This window comes from Natronobacterium haloterrestre (assembly GCF_900112205.1).
GTDB lineage: Archaea > Halobacteriota > Halobacteria > Halobacteriales > Natrialbaceae > Natronobacterium > Natronobacterium haloterrestre.
The window spans coordinates 183,959-200,166 of sequence record NZ_FOKW01000008.1; the positions used below are offsets into that span (position 1 = coordinate 183,959).

The 16,208-nt window shown below is 66.7% G+C and carries 18 protein-coding genes; 9 read left to right on the top strand and 9 right to left on the bottom strand.

Features of this window, described 5'->3' with window-relative positions; all coding sequences use genetic code 11:
* Positions 1 to 2 precede the first annotated feature (2 nt).
* The 4 genes from BM113_RS15815 to BM113_RS15830 all read left to right on the top strand — a co-directional run bounded on the left by BM113_RS15815 (position 3) and on the right by BM113_RS15830 (position 3,800).
* Positions 3 to 1,220: an ABC transporter ATP-binding protein gene (locus BM113_RS15815; protein ID WP_089789012.1), complete on the top strand. Its 1,218-nt coding sequence runs from the start codon at positions 3 to 5 to the stop codon at positions 1,218 to 1,220.
* Positions 1,213 to 1,440 (top strand): DUF8005 family protein, encoded by a 228-nt coding sequence (locus BM113_RS15820; protein ID WP_089789086.1) that lies wholly within the window; start codon positions 1,213 to 1,215, stop codon positions 1,438 to 1,440. The genes BM113_RS15815 and BM113_RS15820 overlap by 8 nt, the downstream gene beginning before the upstream one ends.
* A gap of 78 nt (positions 1,441 to 1,518) precedes the next feature.
* The gene (locus BM113_RS15825; protein ID WP_089789013.1) at positions 1,519 to 2,685 is read left to right on the top strand and encodes a Gfo/Idh/MocA family protein; all 1,167 of its coding nucleotides are present in this window, start codon (positions 1,519 to 1,521) and stop codon (positions 2,683 to 2,685) included.
* A 146-nt stretch (positions 2,686 to 2,831) separates the two neighbouring features.
* On the top strand, positions 2,832 to 3,800 hold the full coding sequence (locus BM113_RS15830; RefSeq protein WP_089789014.1) for a sugar phosphate isomerase/epimerase family protein: 969 nt from the start codon (positions 2,832 to 2,834) through the stop codon (positions 3,798 to 3,800).
* Positions 3,801 to 3,827: 27 nt separating this feature from the next.
* Here BM113_RS15830 and BM113_RS15835 read toward each other — a convergent pair whose 3' ends face one another.
* A complete protein-coding gene (locus tag BM113_RS15835) occupies positions 3,828 to 4,412 on the bottom strand; it encodes a riboflavin synthase (RefSeq protein WP_089789015.1) in 585 nt (194 codons plus the stop codon).
* Between the two features lie 140 nt (positions 4,413 to 4,552).
* Between BM113_RS15835 and BM113_RS15840 the strand changes: the two genes are divergently transcribed.
* The gene (locus tag BM113_RS15840; RefSeq protein WP_089789016.1) at positions 4,553 to 5,683 is read left to right on the top strand and encodes a Gfo/Idh/MocA family protein; all 1,131 of its coding nucleotides are present in this window, start codon (positions 4,553 to 4,555) and stop codon (positions 5,681 to 5,683) included.
* Positions 5,684 to 5,688: 5 nt separating this feature from the next.
* Here BM113_RS15840 and BM113_RS15845 read toward each other — a convergent pair whose 3' ends face one another.
* Positions 5,689 to 5,940, bottom strand: coding sequence for a hypothetical protein (locus BM113_RS15845; RefSeq protein ID WP_089789017.1), 252 nt, complete (start codon positions 5,938 to 5,940; stop codon positions 5,689 to 5,691).
* 272 nt (positions 5,941 to 6,212) lie between these two features.
* Between BM113_RS15845 and BM113_RS15850 the strand changes: the two genes are divergently transcribed.
* From BM113_RS15850 to BM113_RS15860, 3 genes are all read left to right on the top strand, one after another.
* Positions 6,213 to 7,451 carry an HD domain-containing protein gene (locus BM113_RS15850; protein ID WP_089789018.1) on the top strand — a complete coding sequence of 413 codons (1,239 nt, stop codon included), beginning with the start codon at positions 6,213 to 6,215 and terminating at the stop codon, positions 7,449 to 7,451.
* Between the two features lie 92 nt (positions 7,452 to 7,543).
* Entirely contained in the window at positions 7,544 to 8,566 is a 1,023-nt protein-coding gene (locus BM113_RS15855; protein WP_089789019.1) for an amidohydrolase family protein, read from the top strand.
* Between the two features lie 108 nt (positions 8,567 to 8,674).
* A complete protein-coding gene (locus BM113_RS15860) occupies positions 8,675 to 9,148 on the top strand; it encodes a universal stress protein (RefSeq protein ID WP_089789020.1) in 474 nt (157 codons plus the stop codon).
* A gap of 86 nt (positions 9,149 to 9,234) precedes the next feature.
* Here the strand turns inward: BM113_RS15860 and BM113_RS15865 are convergent, their stop codons facing one another.
* The 5 genes from BM113_RS15865 to BM113_RS15885 all read right to left on the bottom strand — a co-directional run bounded on the left by BM113_RS15865 (position 9,235) and on the right by BM113_RS15885 (position 12,613).
* Positions 9,235 to 10,203: a biotin--[acetyl-CoA-carboxylase] ligase gene (locus tag BM113_RS15865; RefSeq protein WP_089789021.1), complete on the bottom strand. Its 969-nt coding sequence runs from the start codon at positions 10,201 to 10,203 to the stop codon at positions 9,235 to 9,237.
* A 111-nt stretch (positions 10,204 to 10,314) separates the two neighbouring features.
* On the bottom strand, positions 10,315 to 10,815 hold the full coding sequence (locus BM113_RS15870) for a small multi-drug export protein (RefSeq protein ID WP_089789022.1): 501 nt from the start codon (positions 10,813 to 10,815) through the stop codon (positions 10,315 to 10,317).
* Between the two features lie 126 nt (positions 10,816 to 10,941).
* Positions 10,942 to 11,922: a tyrosine--tRNA ligase gene (locus BM113_RS15875; protein ID WP_089789023.1), complete on the bottom strand. Its 981-nt coding sequence runs from the start codon at positions 11,920 to 11,922 to the stop codon at positions 10,942 to 10,944.
* A 98-nt stretch (positions 11,923 to 12,020) separates the two neighbouring features.
* On the bottom strand, positions 12,021 to 12,218 hold the full coding sequence (locus BM113_RS15880; protein WP_089789024.1) for a hypothetical protein: 198 nt from the start codon (positions 12,216 to 12,218) through the stop codon (positions 12,021 to 12,023).
* Between the two features lie 104 nt (positions 12,219 to 12,322).
* A complete protein-coding gene (locus BM113_RS15885) occupies positions 12,323 to 12,613 on the bottom strand; it encodes a HalOD1 output domain-containing protein (protein WP_089789025.1) in 291 nt (96 codons plus the stop codon).
* 192 nt (positions 12,614 to 12,805) lie between these two features.
* Between BM113_RS15885 and BM113_RS15890 the strand changes: the two genes are divergently transcribed.
* Positions 12,806 to 13,471 carry a hypothetical protein gene (locus BM113_RS15890; RefSeq protein ID WP_089789026.1) on the top strand — a complete coding sequence of 222 codons (666 nt, stop codon included), beginning with the start codon at positions 12,806 to 12,808 and terminating at the stop codon, positions 13,469 to 13,471.
* A gap of 34 nt (positions 13,472 to 13,505) precedes the next feature.
* Here BM113_RS15890 and BM113_RS15895 read toward each other — a convergent pair whose 3' ends face one another.
* Positions 13,506 to 14,357, bottom strand: a complete 852-nt coding sequence (locus BM113_RS15895) for an SDR family oxidoreductase (RefSeq protein ID WP_089789027.1) — start codon at positions 14,355 to 14,357, stop codon at positions 13,506 to 13,508.
* 312 nt (positions 14,358 to 14,669) lie between these two features.
* Positions 14,670 to 16,208: a sodium:solute symporter family transporter gene (locus BM113_RS15900; RefSeq protein WP_089789028.1), complete on the bottom strand. Its 1,539-nt coding sequence runs from the start codon at positions 16,206 to 16,208 to the stop codon at positions 14,670 to 14,672.

Below are 16,208 nucleotides of genomic sequence, written 5' to 3' on the forward strand. Positions count from 1 at the left end.
TTATGGCACGAGTCACACTCGAACACGTCACGAAACGGTACGAAGACATCGTCGCGGTCGACGACATGAACCTCGAGATCGAGGACGGCGAATTCGTCTGTCTCGTCGGTCCCTCCGGCTGTGGGAAGTCGACGACCATGGAGACCATCGCCGGCCTCACGAAACCGACCGAGGGGACCGTTCGCATCGGCGACGCCGACGTCACGACCCTTCCGCCGAAGGATCGTGGCGTCTCGATGGTCTTCCAGAACATCGCGCTGTTCCCGCACATGGACGTCTACGACAACATCTCGTTCGGTCTCCGGTTGCGGGACTACGACAAGGAGGAGATCGATCGGCGGGTCGACCGGGCGGCGGACATCGTCCAGCTCGAGGGGATGCTCGACCGCGAACCGAACGAGCTGTCGGGCGGCCAGCAACAGCGGGTCGCGATCGCACGCGCGATCGTCCGCGAGCCGGCGGTCTTCCTGATGGACGAGCCGCTTGCCAACCTGGACGCGAAGCTCCGAGTACACATGCGGACGGAACTCCAGCGGCTGCACAAACAGCTGGATACGACGATCATCTACGTCACGCACGACCAGGCCGAGGCGATGACCATGTCCGACCGGATCGCGGTCATCAACGACGGCAGGCTCCAGCAGATCGCACCGCCGCTGACCTGCTATAACGAACCCGCGAACCTGTTCGTCGCCGGGTTCATCGGCTCGCCGTCGATGAACTTCGTCAACGGCGACCTCGCGAACGACGGACTGCGAACCGATCACTACGACCTCGAGTTCGATCCCGCCGCGTTCCCGCTCGAGGGGATCGACGAGGTGACCGCCGGAATCCGACCCGAGGACATCTACCTCGAGCGGAACACGGAGTCGGTCGTCGACCCCTCGGCGACGATCGAGGCGACGACCGACGTGCTCGAGCCGATGGGCGACGAAATCTTCGTCTACCTCTCGCTCGACGGCTCGAGCGCCGAGATGATGACGAGCGACGAGGCGTCGACGGCCTCGAACCAGTTGCTCATGAGCGTTGATCCGGACGAGACGATCGAGGCGGACCAGCAGGTGTCGATCGTCCTCGATCGGTCGAAGGTTCATCTCTTCGATGCGGCGTCCGGCGAAGCGATCACGCACGGAGTCGCGGACGAGTCGGTCCACGAAGCCCCGACCGCCGACGCGGAGGGCGGGGCCACGGAGGTCGAATCGGGTGGTCAGCGTGACTGACCTGATCCCGATCGTCTACTACGGCGGCCTCTCGATCCTGTTTTTCTTCTGGATCTACGGGATCGTCTCGTTCGCCCTCGACCTGAAGAACACGGTCATCCCCGGCATTCGCCAGTATCGCCGCGGCGACAGCCGCGAGAACGAACGCGATCCCGACGACTTCGACTACGATTACGACACCGATGATGAACGCGCCACCCTCGAAGAGCAGTTGTACTGAGAGCGAGATCCCGCTGTCCAGCGGTTCCGGCCGCCCTCGGTCGCCCGCCGACGGCGAGTCGCCGGAGGTGAACCCCCGATGACGCCGGGGGAGTCGGGGCCGATCCGGACCGGCCTCGTCGGCCTCGGAAACATCGGCCACCACCACGCCGACCGACTGATCGAGCAGGGCGCCGACGTCCGACTGGCCGGGGGAATGGACGTGGCCGCGGAGACCCGCGAACGGTTCGCCGAGACCTACGACGTCGCGGCCTACGACGACCACCGGGACCTGTACGACGCCGTCGACGCCGTCATCATCACCACCCCCAACCGGTTCCACGAGGAGTACGCCGTGGACGCCTTCGAGCGCGGACTCCACGTCCTCCTCGAGAAACCCCTCGCCCACTCCCTCGAGAGCGCCCGGCGGATCGCCGTGGCGGCGGACGATGCCGACGGCGTCTGTATGGTCGGGTTCGACAAGCGGTTCCTGAACGCCGTACGTCTCGTCCGCGACCGAATCGAGCGCGGCGAGTTCGGCGAGGTGACCCACGTCGAGGCCAACTACGTCCGCCGGCGGGGGGTTCCCAGCCGCGGCTCCTGGTTCACCCGCCGGGAGATCTCCGGCGGCGGCGCCCTGATCGACCTGGGCGTCCACGCGCTCGACCTCTCGATGTACCTGCTGGGCTACCCCGACCCGGTCGACGTCTCGGGAGTTACCCGTTCGGAGTTCGGCTCCCGCGAGGAGTACGCCTACCTCGAGATGTGGGGCGACGACCGGGGAGCCGACGCGTTCGACGTCGACGACTCCGCGAGCGCGTTCGTCCGCTGTGCGGACGATCGCACGATCTCGCTGGAGGTCGCCTGGGCGACCAACCGGCCGGCGACCCACGAGTTCGTCGTTCGCGGGACCGAGGCCGCGGCGCGGTTCGACCTGCTCACGAACGAACTCAGCGTCCACACCGCGAGCGCCGACGGACCGGACCACCTGATCGATACGAGCATCGACGCCGGGGAGAACGACACCCACGCCGACGAGCAGGCGGCGTTCTTCGAGGCCATCGCGGCCGGCGGGGAGGCCGGCGGGAGCGTCGCCGACGCGCTGACCGTCCAGCGGATCGTCGACGGCATCTACCGCTCGAGCGAGACCGGGCGGACGGTCCGTCTCGACGGGCCGACGCTCGAGTGCGATCCGGAGCGAGCCCCGGAGATCGACCCGGATGGCGCGGGCGCTGACTCGGAACCGGAGGCCGAACTCGATTCGTAACGACTGCCGGCCATCCCGGATCCTCTGCAGGTCCGAACGCCGGCGTCGATCACACGTTCCGTTCGGCACGGCCAGCGACATCGCTCCCTATATAATTAACTCGAATAATAGTAAGTAATTTATCGATCGGTGTCGTAGCCACGCGTATGGATATCGGTGTCCACACGCCACCGCTGGCCGACGAATCGCTCGAGGGAGCGCTCGCCTACCTCGCCGAGATCGGGGTCGACGCGATCGAACCCGGCGTCGGAGGGTATCCCGGCGAGGACCACCTCCCGCGACGGGAGTACCTCGACGACGAGGACGCCCAGGCGGAACTCGAGGCGGTCCTCGACGAGCACGACATGCACGTGAGCGCGCTCGCGACCCACAACAACCCGCTGCACCCCGACGACGAGCGAGCGGAGGAGGCCGATACGGAACTCCGGGAGGCCATCCGGCTGGCCGACCAGCTCGAGGTCGGTGTCGTCACCTGCTTCTCCGGCCTGCCCGCGGGCGGCCCCGATGACGACGTTCCGAACTGGATCACCGCCCCCTGGCCGTCGGAACACGCCGACGCCCACGAGTACCAGTGGGAGGTCGCCGTCGACTACTGGTCGGATCTGGCCGCGTTCGCCGACGACCACGGCGTCGACCTGGCGATCGAGATGCACCCCAACATGCTGGTCTACGAGCCCCACGGGATGGCCAGGCTCCGCGAGGAGACCAACGAACGGGTCGGGGCGAACTTCGACCCCTCGCATCTCTACTGGCAGGGGATTTCGATCACCGACGCGATCCGCTTCCTCGGCGAGCGCGACGCCATCCACCACGTCCACGCCAAGGACACGAAGGTCTACGAAGAGCAGGCACGCGAGAAGGGCGTCCTCGACACGACCGCCTACGACGACGAACCCAACCGCTCGTGGCTGTTCCGCTCGGTCGGCTACGGCCACGGCGAGTCCCACTGGAAAGACGTCGTCTCGACGCTGCGGATGGTCGGCTACGACGGGGCGCTGAGCATCGAACACGAGGACTCGCTGACCAGCGGTCGCGAGGGCCTCGAGAAGGCCGTCGAACTGCTCGAGCGGGCAGTCTTCCGGACCGAACCGGGCGAGGCCTACTGGGCGGAGTAGTCGGCGCAGACGTCGTATTCGTTAGTATCACGCTACCGTTCGCTGGCGTTCGACGTACTTCGCGAGGATGTCCGCCTCGAAGTGAACGGGATCCCCGGCCGTCTTCTCCGAGAGCGCGGTCACCTCGTCGGTCGTGGGAACGACGGCGACGCTGAACGTTTCTTCGGAACAGTCGGTGACGGTCAGACTGATGCCATCGAGCGCGACCGCCCCTTTTTCGACGAGATACTGCCGATACCCCTCGGGAATCGAGAACGTAAACCGCCGGTCGTCGCCGAGACGCGTCACGTCGACGACATCGGTAACGGTATCGACCGTCCCCTTGACGACGTGCCCGTCGAACCGTCCCGTCGTCGAAAGTGGCCGTTCGATGTTGACGGCAGCCGGTGGCGTGAGATCCGCGAGATACGTTCGGCGAACCGTCTCGCTCGAGAGAAACGAGTCGAACCCGTCGTCGTCGACGGATTCCACGGTCAGACAGACGCCGCTGACGTTGACGCTATCCTCCGGCTCGATACCCGTTGTATCCGCAGCTATCCGGACTCTCGCTCCGTTTTCGTATCGACTCACGTCCCGAATCCGTCCCGTGGATTCGACGACTCCAGTATACATGCGACCGAACCGATGGGTAGGGATAGTATATTTGTTATGAATAACAAATTTGGAATGGTAAAGGTGAGAGGCTACTGGCGGAGATACCGGATTACGCCGTGACGAAAACCTCTAACTACACGTATTGTGAACTTCGAGGCATGACACTCGAGGTCGGTGTACTCGGCTATCGGTTCATGGGCAAGGCACACGCGAACGCGATGGCGCGGCTGCCGATGTTCTTCCCGGATGCGCCGAAGATCGAACGCTCGGTGCTCGTCGGCCGCGACGAGGAGGCGCTCGCCGACGCCGCCGACCGGTTCGGCTTCGAATCGACCGCGACCGACTGGGAGGCGGTCGTCGACGACGTCGACGTCTTCTACAACCTCGGTCCGAACCACGTCCACCCCGAGCCGTCGATCGCCGCGCTCGAGGCCGGCACACCCGTCTTCTGCGAGAAACCGCTCGCGCCGACGCTCGAGGAGGCCGAGCGGATGGCCGAGGCGGCCCGCGAGGCCGGCGACGACGTGCCCGCCGGCTGTGCGTTCAACTACCGGTTCGTCCCCGCGATCCAGTACGCGAAGGGGCTGCTCGAGGACGGCGAACTCGGCGAGATCCGCCACGTCCGTGGCCGCTACCTGCAGGACTGGCTGGTCGACCCCGAGGCACCGTGGTCGTGGCGCCTCGACGAGGAGCTTGCGGGCTCGGGCGTGCTCGGCGACCTGGGCGCGCACACGGTCGACCTGGTCCGGTTCCTCGTGGGCGACGACGACCTCGCAGGTGATATCGAACGACTCAGCGGCCACTTACAGACGTTCGTCGACGAGCGGCCCGTGGAAGGGGGGGACGAAACGCGCCCCGTCACCGTCGACGACGCCTACTCCGCCCAACTCGAGTTCGAGAACGGCGCGGTCGGCACCCTCGAGGCCTCCCGCTACGCGACGGGCCACAAGAACGACCACACGATCGAGATCCACGGCTCGGAGGGTAGCCTGCGGTTCTCGCTCGAGCGGCTGAACGAACTCGAGGTCCACCGCGAGGGCGACCGCGGCTACGAGACGATTCTGGTGACCGACGAGGACGACCCCTACGTCGATCACTGGTGGCCGCCGGGGCACGTGCTGGGCTGGGAGCACACGTTCGTCCACGAGAACTACGAGTTCCTCTCGGCGGTCGCGGCGGGCGACGCCGACGCGTTCGAACCCAGTTTCGAAGACGGGCTCGCGGCCCAGCGGATCCTCGCGGCGATCCAGGAGGGCGACGAGCGCGGCGAGTGGGTCTCCCTCGAGTGAGTCAGCTACTCGGCGTTGTCGAGTTTGACGAGGGTGTGGATCTCGTCGTAGCGCGGACTCCCCTCGGCCGGCGGGTTGCCGTCTAGCTCGAGGTAGCCGGCTTCGATCCCGGTCACCTCGCCGGTCGTCTCGGGGTCGTCGCTCCCGGTGCGGTCCATCTCCCGGACCTCGACCACGTCACCGACCTCGACGTGATCGGCGACGAGTTCGGCGGCTCGCGTCCCGTCGGCGCCTGGCGGAATCGTCAGTTCGGTCATCGTCGGTACGAGGGCGGCCGTGCGGGTAAACGACCCCGCGTCAGGTGACGGGGCCTTTTGAGGGGCGGCTCACTCCTCCCAGTGAGTCGAGATGTACAGCAGCGCGATCAGACAGAGAATAACGACGACGAACAGCGCGATCGTCAGCAGCGGCGGTCCCGGAACGTCCATACCGACGGTTCGAAATCGTCCTCCTAAGCAGTATCGCTCTCCTGGCCCCTCGGCACGTCGATTCGCCGACGTTTTTTGTACGGACCCGCCGAAAGCCCGCCATGAAAGTCATCAAGGACAGCGTCCACGACCACATCCAGGTCGACGGGGTCGCCCGCGCCCTCCTCGATACCCCCGCGCTCCAGCGCCTCCGCCGGATCCGCCAGCTCGGAACCGTCTCGCTCGTCTACCCCTCCGCGAACCACACCCGCTTCGAACACAGCATCGGCGTCTACCACCTCGCCTGCGAGGCCCTCGAGCAACTCGACGTCGACGGGAAACGCGCCGAGCGCGTCCAGGCCGCCGCGATGCTCCACGACGTCGGCCACGGCCCCTTCAGCCACAACCTCGAGTCGCTGACCTACCGGCGCACCGGCCGTTACCACGACGACGTCCACGACCTGCTCGTCGACGGCGAGGTCGGCGAGGTACTCCGGGATCACGGGCTCGAGCCCGAGACGGTCGCCGATCTGGTCGCCGGCGAGGGCCGGTTCGGCCAGCTCGTCTCCGGCGAACTCGACGTCGATCGCATGGACTACCTGGTACGGGACGCCCACCACACCGGCGTCCCCTACGGGACGATCGACCCCGGACGCATCCTGCGGGAGCTCGTCTTCGTCGACGGCGAACTCGTCCTCGACGAGGGCAACGTCCAGGCCGCCGAGAGCCTGCTGGTCGCCCGCGCGCTGATGAACCCGACCGTCTACAGCCACAGCGTCGCCCGGATCAGCAAGGCAATGTTGCGCCGGGCGGCCGAACGACTGCTCGACAACCCGGAGACCGACGTCGACGCCGCCACCCTCCAGCGGATGGACGACCCCGACCTGCTCGTCGCCCTGCGCTCGTGTGACCCAACGAGCGAGTTCTCCCGCCGACTCGACGAACGGGACCTGTTCAAGCGGGCCGTCTGGGCCGAAATCGACGCCGTCCCGGGTGGGGTCATCGAGGCTGACCACGACAAGATCCGGTCGTTCGAGCGCGAGATCGCCGACGCCGCCGACGTCGACGACGAGGACGTCATCCTCGACGTGCCGAGTCGCCCGTCGATGAAGGAATCGACGTCCCGAGTGATGGTCAGCGGCGAGATCCGGCGCCTCGAGCAGCAGTCCCCGCTGGTCGAGGCGCTCCGGGCGGCCCAGTACTCCCAGTGGCGGCTCGGCGTCTACTCGCCGCCGAACGTCCGCGAGCGGGTCGGCCAGGCCGCCGTGAAGGTGCTCGGCCTGGACATCGACGGGGCGCTGGTCAGCGAGGTCCGGAACGGCGACGACCTCGAGACGACGCTGGATCAGTTCGTGGACTGATCGCGACCCGTCGGCGCGATCCCGCGCTCGAGGAACCATCCCACGGCGTCCGGAACCGGAGCCGTTGAAGTGTTCGGCCCCGAACGAAGGGTATGGAACTTACCGGTACGATCCTCCGCGGGCGAGCGTTCGAACCCGTCGAGGGCCGAGTCGTCGTCGACGACGAGGGTCGAATCGAGGCCGTCGAGGAGACGGCCGTCGACAGTTCGGACATCATCCTCCCGGCGTTCGTCAACGCCCACACCCACATCGGGGACTCGATCGCCAAGGAGGCCGGTCGCGGGCTCTCGCTCGAGGAACTGGTCGCACCCCCCGACGGCCTGAAACACCGGCTGCTCCGGGACGCCTCGCAGGCGGAACTCGTCGAGGCAATGGGCACCTCGCTGCGATTTATGCACGAGAGCGGGACTGCGGCCTGCCTGGACTTCCGCGAGGGCGACGTCGAGGGCGTCCGCGCGCTGAAGGAAGCGGCCGACGGGACCGACGTCGACGCCCTCGCGTTCGCCCGCGGCTCCGTCGAGGCGATGGAGGAAGGCGACGGCTTCGGCGCGAGCGGAGCCAACGACGACGACTTCGAATACGAGCGCCGGGCGACCCGCGAGGCGGGCAAACCGTTCGGGATCCACGCCGGCGAGGTCGACGAGACCGACATCGACCCCGCGCTGGATCTCGAGCCGGACTTCCTCGTGCACATGGTCCACCCCGAACCCGACCACCTCGATCGGGTCGCCGAGAGCGAGGTGCCGATCGTCGTCTGTCCCCGGTCGAACCTCGTGACCGACGCCGGGCTCCCGCCGGTCGAAGACCTCCACGAGCGGACGACGGTCGCGCTCGGTACCGACAACGTGATGCTCAACTCGCCGTCGATGTTCCGCGAGATGGAGTTCCTCGCCAAGTTCTCCGACCTCTCCGCGCCCGACGTGCTCCGGGCGGCGACCGCCAACGGGGCCGAGATCGCCGACCTCGAGTACGGGCTGATCGAGCCGGGACGGAAGGCGCGGCTGACGGTTCTGGACGGCGAGACGCCGAACCTCGAGGGCGCGCGCGATCCGGTACGGGCGGTCGTTCGGCGGGCCGGCGTCGACGACGTTCGCGAGGTCGTGACGGCTGGGTGACCGCTCTCGCTCCGTTCGTCCATCGATTCCGACGCCTGACGTCGGGTTCGCGGCGAAACGCACGACAACGTTATTACAGTCGGGGGTAGTACGTTATCACATAACACGATGTACGACCGTATCCTCGTCCCGACGGACGGGTCCTCCGAGGTCGAGCGTGCGCTCGAGTACGGGTTCGAGCTCGCTGGGGCCCACGACGCGACCGCCCGGGTGATCTACGTCGTCAACGCCGCCAACTACGGCGGCCTGCCGATGGAAACCGCCTGGGAAGGGATCAGCGATGCGCTCCGGGACGAGGGACAGGAGGCGGTCCGTCGCGCCCGGGACCTCGCGCCCGAGGACGTTACGGTCGAAACCGAGGTACTGGAGGGCGCGCCGAGCCGGGTCATCGTCGATCAGGCGGCGACCGCGGACTGCGACCTGGTCGTGATGGGGACCCACGGCCGGGGCGGGATCGATCGGCTCCTGCTGGGCAGCGTTACCGAACGGGTCGTTCGCCGCGCACCGGTGCCGGTGTTGACCGTCCACGTCGAGCCCCCGGAAGCCGACGAGGAACCGGAGCGTCAGGTCGCGGCGGAGTGAGTGGAAGCGGGATGGAAGCGGTACCGGTCGAACTCGAACCCGTTTTCCGATCACGCTACCCCCGCGGAGCGGCGCCGATACTCCCGTCAGACCGGACGCAGGTGCTCGCAGTCGCCCGCAGTGACCGTCTCCCTCTCCCTCTCTCTCTCCCGGCCGTCGTCCGTTTCCACGACGAGCGCGCCGGTGTCGGTCACGTCGACCGCCTCGCCGACGACCTCCCCGCCCGGTCGGTCGACGCGAACCCGCTGACCGATCGTTAGCGCCAACTCGCGCCAGGCCGGTACGATCGAATCGAGGTCGGTCCGGAACGCGTCGAACTCCTCGAGGAGACGCTGGACGAACCGGCGACGGTCGACGTCGCCTGCCTCGTCGCGGATGCTGGTCGCGCCCGCCGGCAGGTCGTCGGCGTCGACGTTCGCGTTGACGCCGATCCCCACGACGAGCCACTCGATGCGGTCGGTTTCCCCCTCCATCTCGGTGAGGATGCCGGCGAGTTTTCGGTAGCCGGTATCGTCTCCGTCGTCTTCGTCGCCGGGGACCACCACGTCGTTCGGCCACTTGATCCCCGCGTCGACGCCCGCCTCGCGGGCCGCTCGAGCCGCCGCGACCGCCGCGGCGAGCGTAAAAAGCGGGGCTCGCAGCGGTGCGATCCCCGGCCGGAGGACTGCGCTGGCCCAGACGCCGCCGGACGGCGCGGCCCACTCGCGCTCGAGTCGTCCCCGGCCGCCGGTCTGTTCGTCCGCGAGAACGACGACGTCCTCGGCTCCCTCGGTCGCGAGTTCCCGGGCGCGGTCGTTCGTACTCCCGACGGCGTCGTGGTACTCGATCTCGAAGGGGGCCTCGAGTCCGAACTCGACCGTCGGCCCCCCGTAGGCGGCGACACCCTCGAACCGATAGCCGGTCGGATCGCTCTCGATCTCGAACCCCGCGTCCCGAAGTTCCTCGACGTGTTTCCAGACCGCGGCTCGAGAGACCCCGAGCGCATCGGCGAGTTCCGGGCCCGAGACCGGGCCGGCGGAGAGTTCCTCGAGGATCGCGCGTCGCGTCTCGTTCATACGCGCTCGAGGGTGCCGCTCGTACTTCAAGGTGCTTCAAGGCGCCTCGAGGTGTGCCAGGGTACGAGACATGGGGACGGCCGACCGTCGCCGACGTACAGGTCCGCCGACTTACGGGATTCCGAGCACCGACAGCCCCGCGACCGAGGCTGCGACGAGGGCCCCCGTCCAGGCCGCGAGGCCGGCGACGAGCCACGCGATCGTCACCCGGTCGTTCGGACCGACGACGCTCGCCAGCAGCGCCGTGAGGTGGATGCCCGCGAGTATCGGTCCCGCCACGGCGAGGCCGGCGAGCCCGTACCGTTTCCAGACTCGCCGGGCCCGACCGTACCGGTCGCTCGAGTCGGTTACGTCGGTGCCGGTCTGCCGTCGCCACCACTCGGTGAGCCGGCTACGGGCAAGGACGATTGCGACGACCGCAGCGACGCTGCCACTGAACGCGGCGACGCCGGTCAGAAACGGATCCAGCCCGAGACCGATCGCGACCGGAATCACGACGAAGGGTTCGACTGCTGGAACCATCGCGAGGGCGAACACGAGCAGGTACTGGGAGACGCCGGTCGTACTCTCGAGCGTCGAGGCGACGTCGAGGAGGGTCGTCGTGTGGGTCATAGGAGACCGCTGTCCGTCGTCGACGGACGTGTTACTCGAGCGAAACGATCGGCCAGAATATAACGGTTTCCGTCCGGTCGCGCGACGGCGATCCCATACTATCGGGACCCCGGGTTCGGTTCCGGTTCAGTCCCGAATCTCACGCAACTTCTCGCGACCTGGCGCGATCAAGTCGTCGAGGTAGGTCGCCAGCGTCCCCTTCGCGTCCGCCGGGTGGAGTTCGCCCGACTCGAGGTCCGCTGCCAGCGACTCGTACTCCTCGTAGGTGAGGTCGCCGCCGTACTTCTCGGGACGCTCGACGACGATCTCGTCGAACCGTGGGAAGACGTGGTACTCGAACAGTTCGAGCACGGGGTTCTCGAGGTCGCCCTCCGGGTCGCGGGTCGGCGGGCAGAACGCCGAGTTGACCTTCTCCTCTAGGTCTTCCGTCGAGTCCTCCATCGAGATGGTGACGCCCTCGCTCGAGGACATCTTCCCCTCGCCGGAGGTGAGGTCGGCGACGATCGGCGTGTGCAAAGCGGGCCGGACGTCGTAGCCGAGTTCCGGCAGTTCCTCGCGGGCGAGCATGTGGACCTTCCGCTGGTCTAGGCCGCCGACGGCGAGGTCGAGGTCGAGGTACTCGATGTCGAGCGTCTGCATCAGCGGGTAGACGACGTGGCTCACCTTGGCCGTCTCGCCGCCCTGGATCTCGGCCATCGCGCGCTGGGCGCGGTTGAGCGTCGTCGAGAGCTCGAGTTCGTGCAGGTCGAGCGTGTACTCCTCGTCGAGCTGGAACTCGGAGCCGTAGACGAACTCGGTCGACTCCTCGTCGAGGCCGTACGCGATGAACTGCGCCTTCATTTGCTCGGCAGTGTCGCGGATCTCCTCGAAGGTGCCCTTCCCGTTGAGGTAGGCGTGGACGTCCGCCAGCAGGACGACGACCTCCATGCCGGCCTCCTGGAGGTCGATGAGTTTGTTCGCGGTCAGCAGGTGTCCGAGGTGGAGCACGCCGGAGGGCTCGTAGCCGACGTAGACCCGCTTTCCGTCGGGATCCTCGGCCAGTTCCCGCACCTCCTCCTCCGTGACGACCTCCTCGGCGTTCCGGGTGATCAGGTCGTAGGTATCCATCACTGTCCGAGTGGTATCCACGGACGGATTTATGACTTCTTGAACGACGGTCGTATACCGGACGGTCATACGCCGCTTTGCTGTCGACCGCCGCGACGCTAGAAGGGCTTTAGCACCGACTCGACGCGGTCGCGGGCCGTCCCGGCGAGATACCCCGTCGCCGCGCCGACGCCGGCACCGACCGCGCCCCCGGCGGGACCGGCGACGCCGCCGACCTTGCCGCCCAGTTTCGCTCCCTCGGCGGCCCCTTTCGACGCGTGCTCCGATCGTAGACACGGTGGCTCGAGCGATGGCATCGGCTGCGGGTTCGAGCGTCGGTACAATAGTCGTTGGGGAGGCCCAGCCTTGCCCCGATCACGGACCCGGAACATAAACCGGATCGGTCCGGAACCGACCCTGGTCAGGCCTCCGACCCCTGGAACACCGTCGTCGTCCCGTCTTGTTCGACGCGGATCCGGTATCCCAGATACGAGAACGTCACCGTCGCGTCGGCTTCCTCGGGCGGCGGCGAGGAGAACAGATCCGCGATCAACGAGTCGACGCAGTTGTAGATCGGAGAGACGTTCATCGGATCTGCCCCCTCGAGTTCGGCGACGATCTCGACGATCTGCGTCGCGGGGGTTTCCTGCTCGGTCTCGAGCCGTTGCTGTGCGACGATATCCTCGTCGACGGAGTCGATCGGCCCTGTCATCTATCGGACGGTCCCGACGCGGCACCGTAACCGTTGGACCGGCCGTTGCAGGCGACTTCGGGTAACGTAGCCACCGGTCGATCGAACCGGGTCCCTCGGCCGATCGTCCGCCCCGCCCAGCGTCCCCACGGCTGGGAGACTCGGAAACTGCTTGCCGAACACTCTCGATCCCGCCTTGCCTACGACCGACGGATGGGCTACACCGACGACTTCGTCAACGCGGTGCGCCGGAGCTTCCTCCCCCAGCTCCACTACCTCTTTCGGGGTACCTTCGGCGGCTACGCGGTCAGTCACACTACCGCCGACGAATACGTGCTGACAGCCCACTGTGGGGAAGACATCCTCGAGGACGTGCTCGACGAACTCGGCTTCTCGCGGAACCCGATTGCCTCGCTGAAGGTTCGACTGGACGGCAACACCTCAGAGGGGTCGTGGGTGTGGCGACCGTCGCCCCTCGCTTCCACCCAGCTACACGTCGTCCTCCACGACCTCGAGGGTGCCGAGGGCGTCGACGTCTACGCTCACTGGGAGTGTTCCTGGATCCGCCACCCCTACAAACACTACGTCGCGCGGGGGTACGACGCCGAGACCGGCGTCGCGCTCGCCCGACGCTGGCTCGTGAACCTCGACGGAGAGGGGCTCGAGGCGGCCGACGGGATCGAGTACGAGATCGACGATTCGCTCGCCCGACGCGTCAGCGAGTACCTGTCGCTGTCCTACTATCGCGGCATCGAGGCGGTGGGGTCGCTCCGGTCTCGAGTTCCGGTCCTCGAGGACCTCGAAGACTCACGGGACACGCTCACGATCGATCGGGAGGACGAACGGGACGACGTCTCCCCCCGGATCGCGGAGCTTTGAGCTCCAGCCGCGCCCCGTTGCGGAGAACGGCGGGTTACTCGTAGGTGTGAGTGTAGCCGCCGTCCCACAGCAGGTCGTTCCCGTTGAGGTGGCGGGCGTTCTCCGAGAAACCGAAGGCGAAGAGGTTCCCGACCTCGACGGGCTCCATCATCTCCTTCGTCCGGGCCTGCCCGAGCATGACGTCCTCGACGACCTCGCGCTCGGTGATACCGCGGCTCTCGGCGGTGTCTTCGATCTGGTTCATCACGAGCGGCGTCTTCACGTAGCCGGTGCTGACGGAGAACGAGCGATTCTCCCCCTCGCCCTCGGCGGCGATCGATCGCGTCAGGCCGCGGATTCCGAACTTCATCATGTTGTACGCGACCTTGTCGCGGGTGACGTAGTGGCCGTGGACGGAGGCCATGTTCCCGATCACGCCGCCGCCGGCCTCCTCCATGTGGGGCAGACAGAGCTTCGAGAGGTACAGCGGTCCCCGGAGCATCACCTGGTGCATCACGTCGTAGGTGTCCATCGGGAACTCCTCGATGGCGTCGATGTGTTGCATCCCGGCGATGTTCGCGAGGAACCGGATATCGCCCAGTTCGGCCGCCTCCTCGACGACGGCCGCCATCTCGGCGTCGTCGGTGAGATCGCCCGGCAGCGCGTGGATCTCCCCCTCGACGCCCAGTTCCTCGCCTTTCTCGACGGTCCCCTCGAGGCCGTCCTCGTCGACGTCGGTCGCGACCGTCGTCACCCCGTTTTCCGCGAGGACGATGGCCGTCGCCCGGCCGATTCCCGATGCGCCCCCCGTGACGATGGCCACGCTGTCGGCGGTGAATCGGTCGTCGCTGAATCGCTCGATGTCCGACCGCTCGAGTTCGGCCGGCGCTACGGTGTCTTCTGACATCGTCCGTGACTTCCACTGCTATCAGGATATATCTTATTATATTCGAAGCGGTATGTCTCGAGAAGGTCCGACACGGATACTACCGATTCGAGGATCAGACCGATTTTGTTCGGCTTCTGTGGCACCCTCTACCGAATACTATCAATAAAAATATCTGTAATAGTAAATACCAAATCGAAAATATCTCGGGAACGTTGTAATTAGATTCGGAGCCCTTTCCCTAGATCTTCATGAACGCGACGATCAGATTGATCAGCACCATCCCGACGAAGCCGATCAGCCAGAGTGGGAGTTCCATGCGTTGTCACCTCCTTACAGGTCGAACACCGGTTTGAGTCGCTCGGGCATGTTTTCGCCGCTCGCGCCGTCCGTTACCAGCGAGACCGCGACCGTCACGACGATCGCCGCAACGATCGCGATGAAGTAGAAGTCCATCCCGATCGGGAACGTGTAGCCGAGTTGGGTCGCGACCAGCAAGGCAACGTTCAGCAGCACCGCAGTCGAGAGACCGGCGACGACGCCTTCGCGGCTACAGCCCTTCCAGAGGAGTCCGATCACGACGGCGGGGAAGGTACCGCTGACGAAGGTCCCCCACCCGAAGGTGCCGAGGATCGCCACGAGGTGGCCCCCGTAGAGGCCGAACAGGACCGAGAGAACGCCGACGACCAGCGTCGTGATCCGGCCGACCCACGTTTCGCGGGACTGGCTCAGGTCCCAGTCGAACATCCGGACGAAGTCCCGGGCGATCGCACCCGACGCCACCGACAGGAAGAAGCCGGCGGTCGACATGATCGCCGCGACGAGTCCCGCGTAGATGATCAACTGGATGCCGATGTGGAGTTGCTCGACGAACTGGAGCGCGGCGAAGTCGGGGTCGGCCATCGGCGCGACCGTCCCGTCGGCGACCATCTCCAGCGCCGCGAAGCCGATCAGCAGCCACAGGAGGCTGCCGACCGCGTAGGTGATTCCGCTGATGAGCCCGACGGTACGGAGCCCCTCGGGGTCGTCGATCGAGTACATCCGCTGGAGGACCTGCGGTTGGCCGACGACGCCGACCGAGAAGACGATGGGCCAGATGAGCAACAGGCCGGGCGCGGACGCTTTCGCGAGCCCGAAGCCGTCCAGCATCTGCGGCGTGAACGCCTTCACGATGTCCCCGTTGGACACCTCGCCGGCCTCGGCGACGGTCATGGTCACCTCGGTCATCCCGCCGGCGACCTGGAAGAACCCGACGACAGCACCGGCCGCACCGATGAGCATCACCGCGCCGGTGTAGGCGCCGGACAACTGTGCGGCCGCCATCCCGCCGAAGGCGATGTAGAGGATGATCGCGCCGAAGACGGTCCAGACGGCGACCTCCATGCTCACGCCGAGCAGTACGGAAAGGACGTAGCCGCCGCCGGCCACCTGCGAGGCGAGGTAGGAGATACACGCGATAAAGAGGATCAACGCGAGCAATCCGCGCGCGGCCGGACTCTGGAACCGCTCGTCGACGATGTCCGGCAGCGTCCCGATATCGGCCGCGTCGGCCATCCCGCGGACGCGTTTGCCGACCATCCAGTAGGCCATCGCGAAGCCGAGCCCCGCCGCGAAGGTCATGTACAGCGAGGACGTCCCCATCTGGTAGACCAGACCGGGGCCGCCGATGAACCCGAACGCCGACATGATGCCCGACATGCTCGCGAGCGTGATCACCGCCGCGCCGAACAGTTTCGTCGCGCCGTAGTACTCGTCGGGGTCGGAGATCAGCCGTTCGGCCCACAGCCCGACCAGCACCGTCGAGATCACGAACAGGATCACGAACGCCGTCTGGACGACCTGTACACCCTCGAGCCACGATGCGAGTGTCAC

Bases quoted from the DNA above. Each gene is read 5' to 3' on its own strand.
- BM113_RS15815 (WP_089789012.1), top strand. From the start codon at position 3: ATGGCACGAGTCACACTCGAACACGTCACGAAACGGTACGAAGACATC.
- BM113_RS15825 (WP_089789013.1), top strand. From the start codon at position 1,519: ATGACGCCGGGGGAGTCGGGGCCGATCCGGACCGGCCTCGTCGGCCTC.
- BM113_RS15830 (WP_089789014.1), top strand. From the start codon at position 2,832: ATGGATATCGGTGTCCACACGCCACCGCTGGCCGACGAATCGCTCGAG.
- BM113_RS15835 (WP_089789015.1), bottom strand. From the start codon at position 4,412: ATGTATACTGGAGTCGTCGAATCCACGGGACGGATTCGGGACGTGAGT.
- BM113_RS15840 (WP_089789016.1), top strand. From the start codon at position 4,553: ATGACACTCGAGGTCGGTGTACTCGGCTATCGGTTCATGGGCAAGGCA.
- BM113_RS15845 (WP_089789017.1), bottom strand. From the start codon at position 5,940: ATGACCGAACTGACGATTCCGCCAGGCGCCGACGGGACGCGAGCCGCC.
- BM113_RS15850 (WP_089789018.1), top strand. From the start codon at position 6,213: ATGAAAGTCATCAAGGACAGCGTCCACGACCACATCCAGGTCGACGGG.
- BM113_RS15855 (WP_089789019.1), top strand. From the start codon at position 7,544: ATGGAACTTACCGGTACGATCCTCCGCGGGCGAGCGTTCGAACCCGTC.
- BM113_RS15860 (WP_089789020.1), top strand. From the start codon at position 8,675: ATGTACGACCGTATCCTCGTCCCGACGGACGGGTCCTCCGAGGTCGAG.
- BM113_RS15865 (WP_089789021.1), bottom strand. From the start codon at position 10,203: ATGAACGAGACGCGACGCGCGATCCTCGAGGAACTCTCCGCCGGCCCG.
- BM113_RS15870 (WP_089789022.1), bottom strand. From the start codon at position 10,815: ATGACCCACACGACGACCCTCCTCGACGTCGCCTCGACGCTCGAGAGT.
- BM113_RS15875 (WP_089789023.1), bottom strand. From the start codon at position 11,922: ATGGATACCTACGACCTGATCACCCGGAACGCCGAGGAGGTCGTCACG.
- BM113_RS15880 (WP_089789024.1), bottom strand. From the start codon at position 12,218: ATGCCATCGCTCGAGCCACCGTGTCTACGATCGGAGCACGCGTCGAAA.
- BM113_RS15885 (WP_089789025.1), bottom strand. From the start codon at position 12,613: ATGACAGGGCCGATCGACTCCGTCGACGAGGATATCGTCGCACAGCAA.
- BM113_RS15890 (WP_089789026.1), top strand. From the start codon at position 12,806: ATGGGCTACACCGACGACTTCGTCAACGCGGTGCGCCGGAGCTTCCTC.
- BM113_RS15895 (WP_089789027.1), bottom strand. From the start codon at position 14,357: ATGTCAGAAGACACCGTAGCGCCGGCCGAACTCGAGCGGTCGGACATC.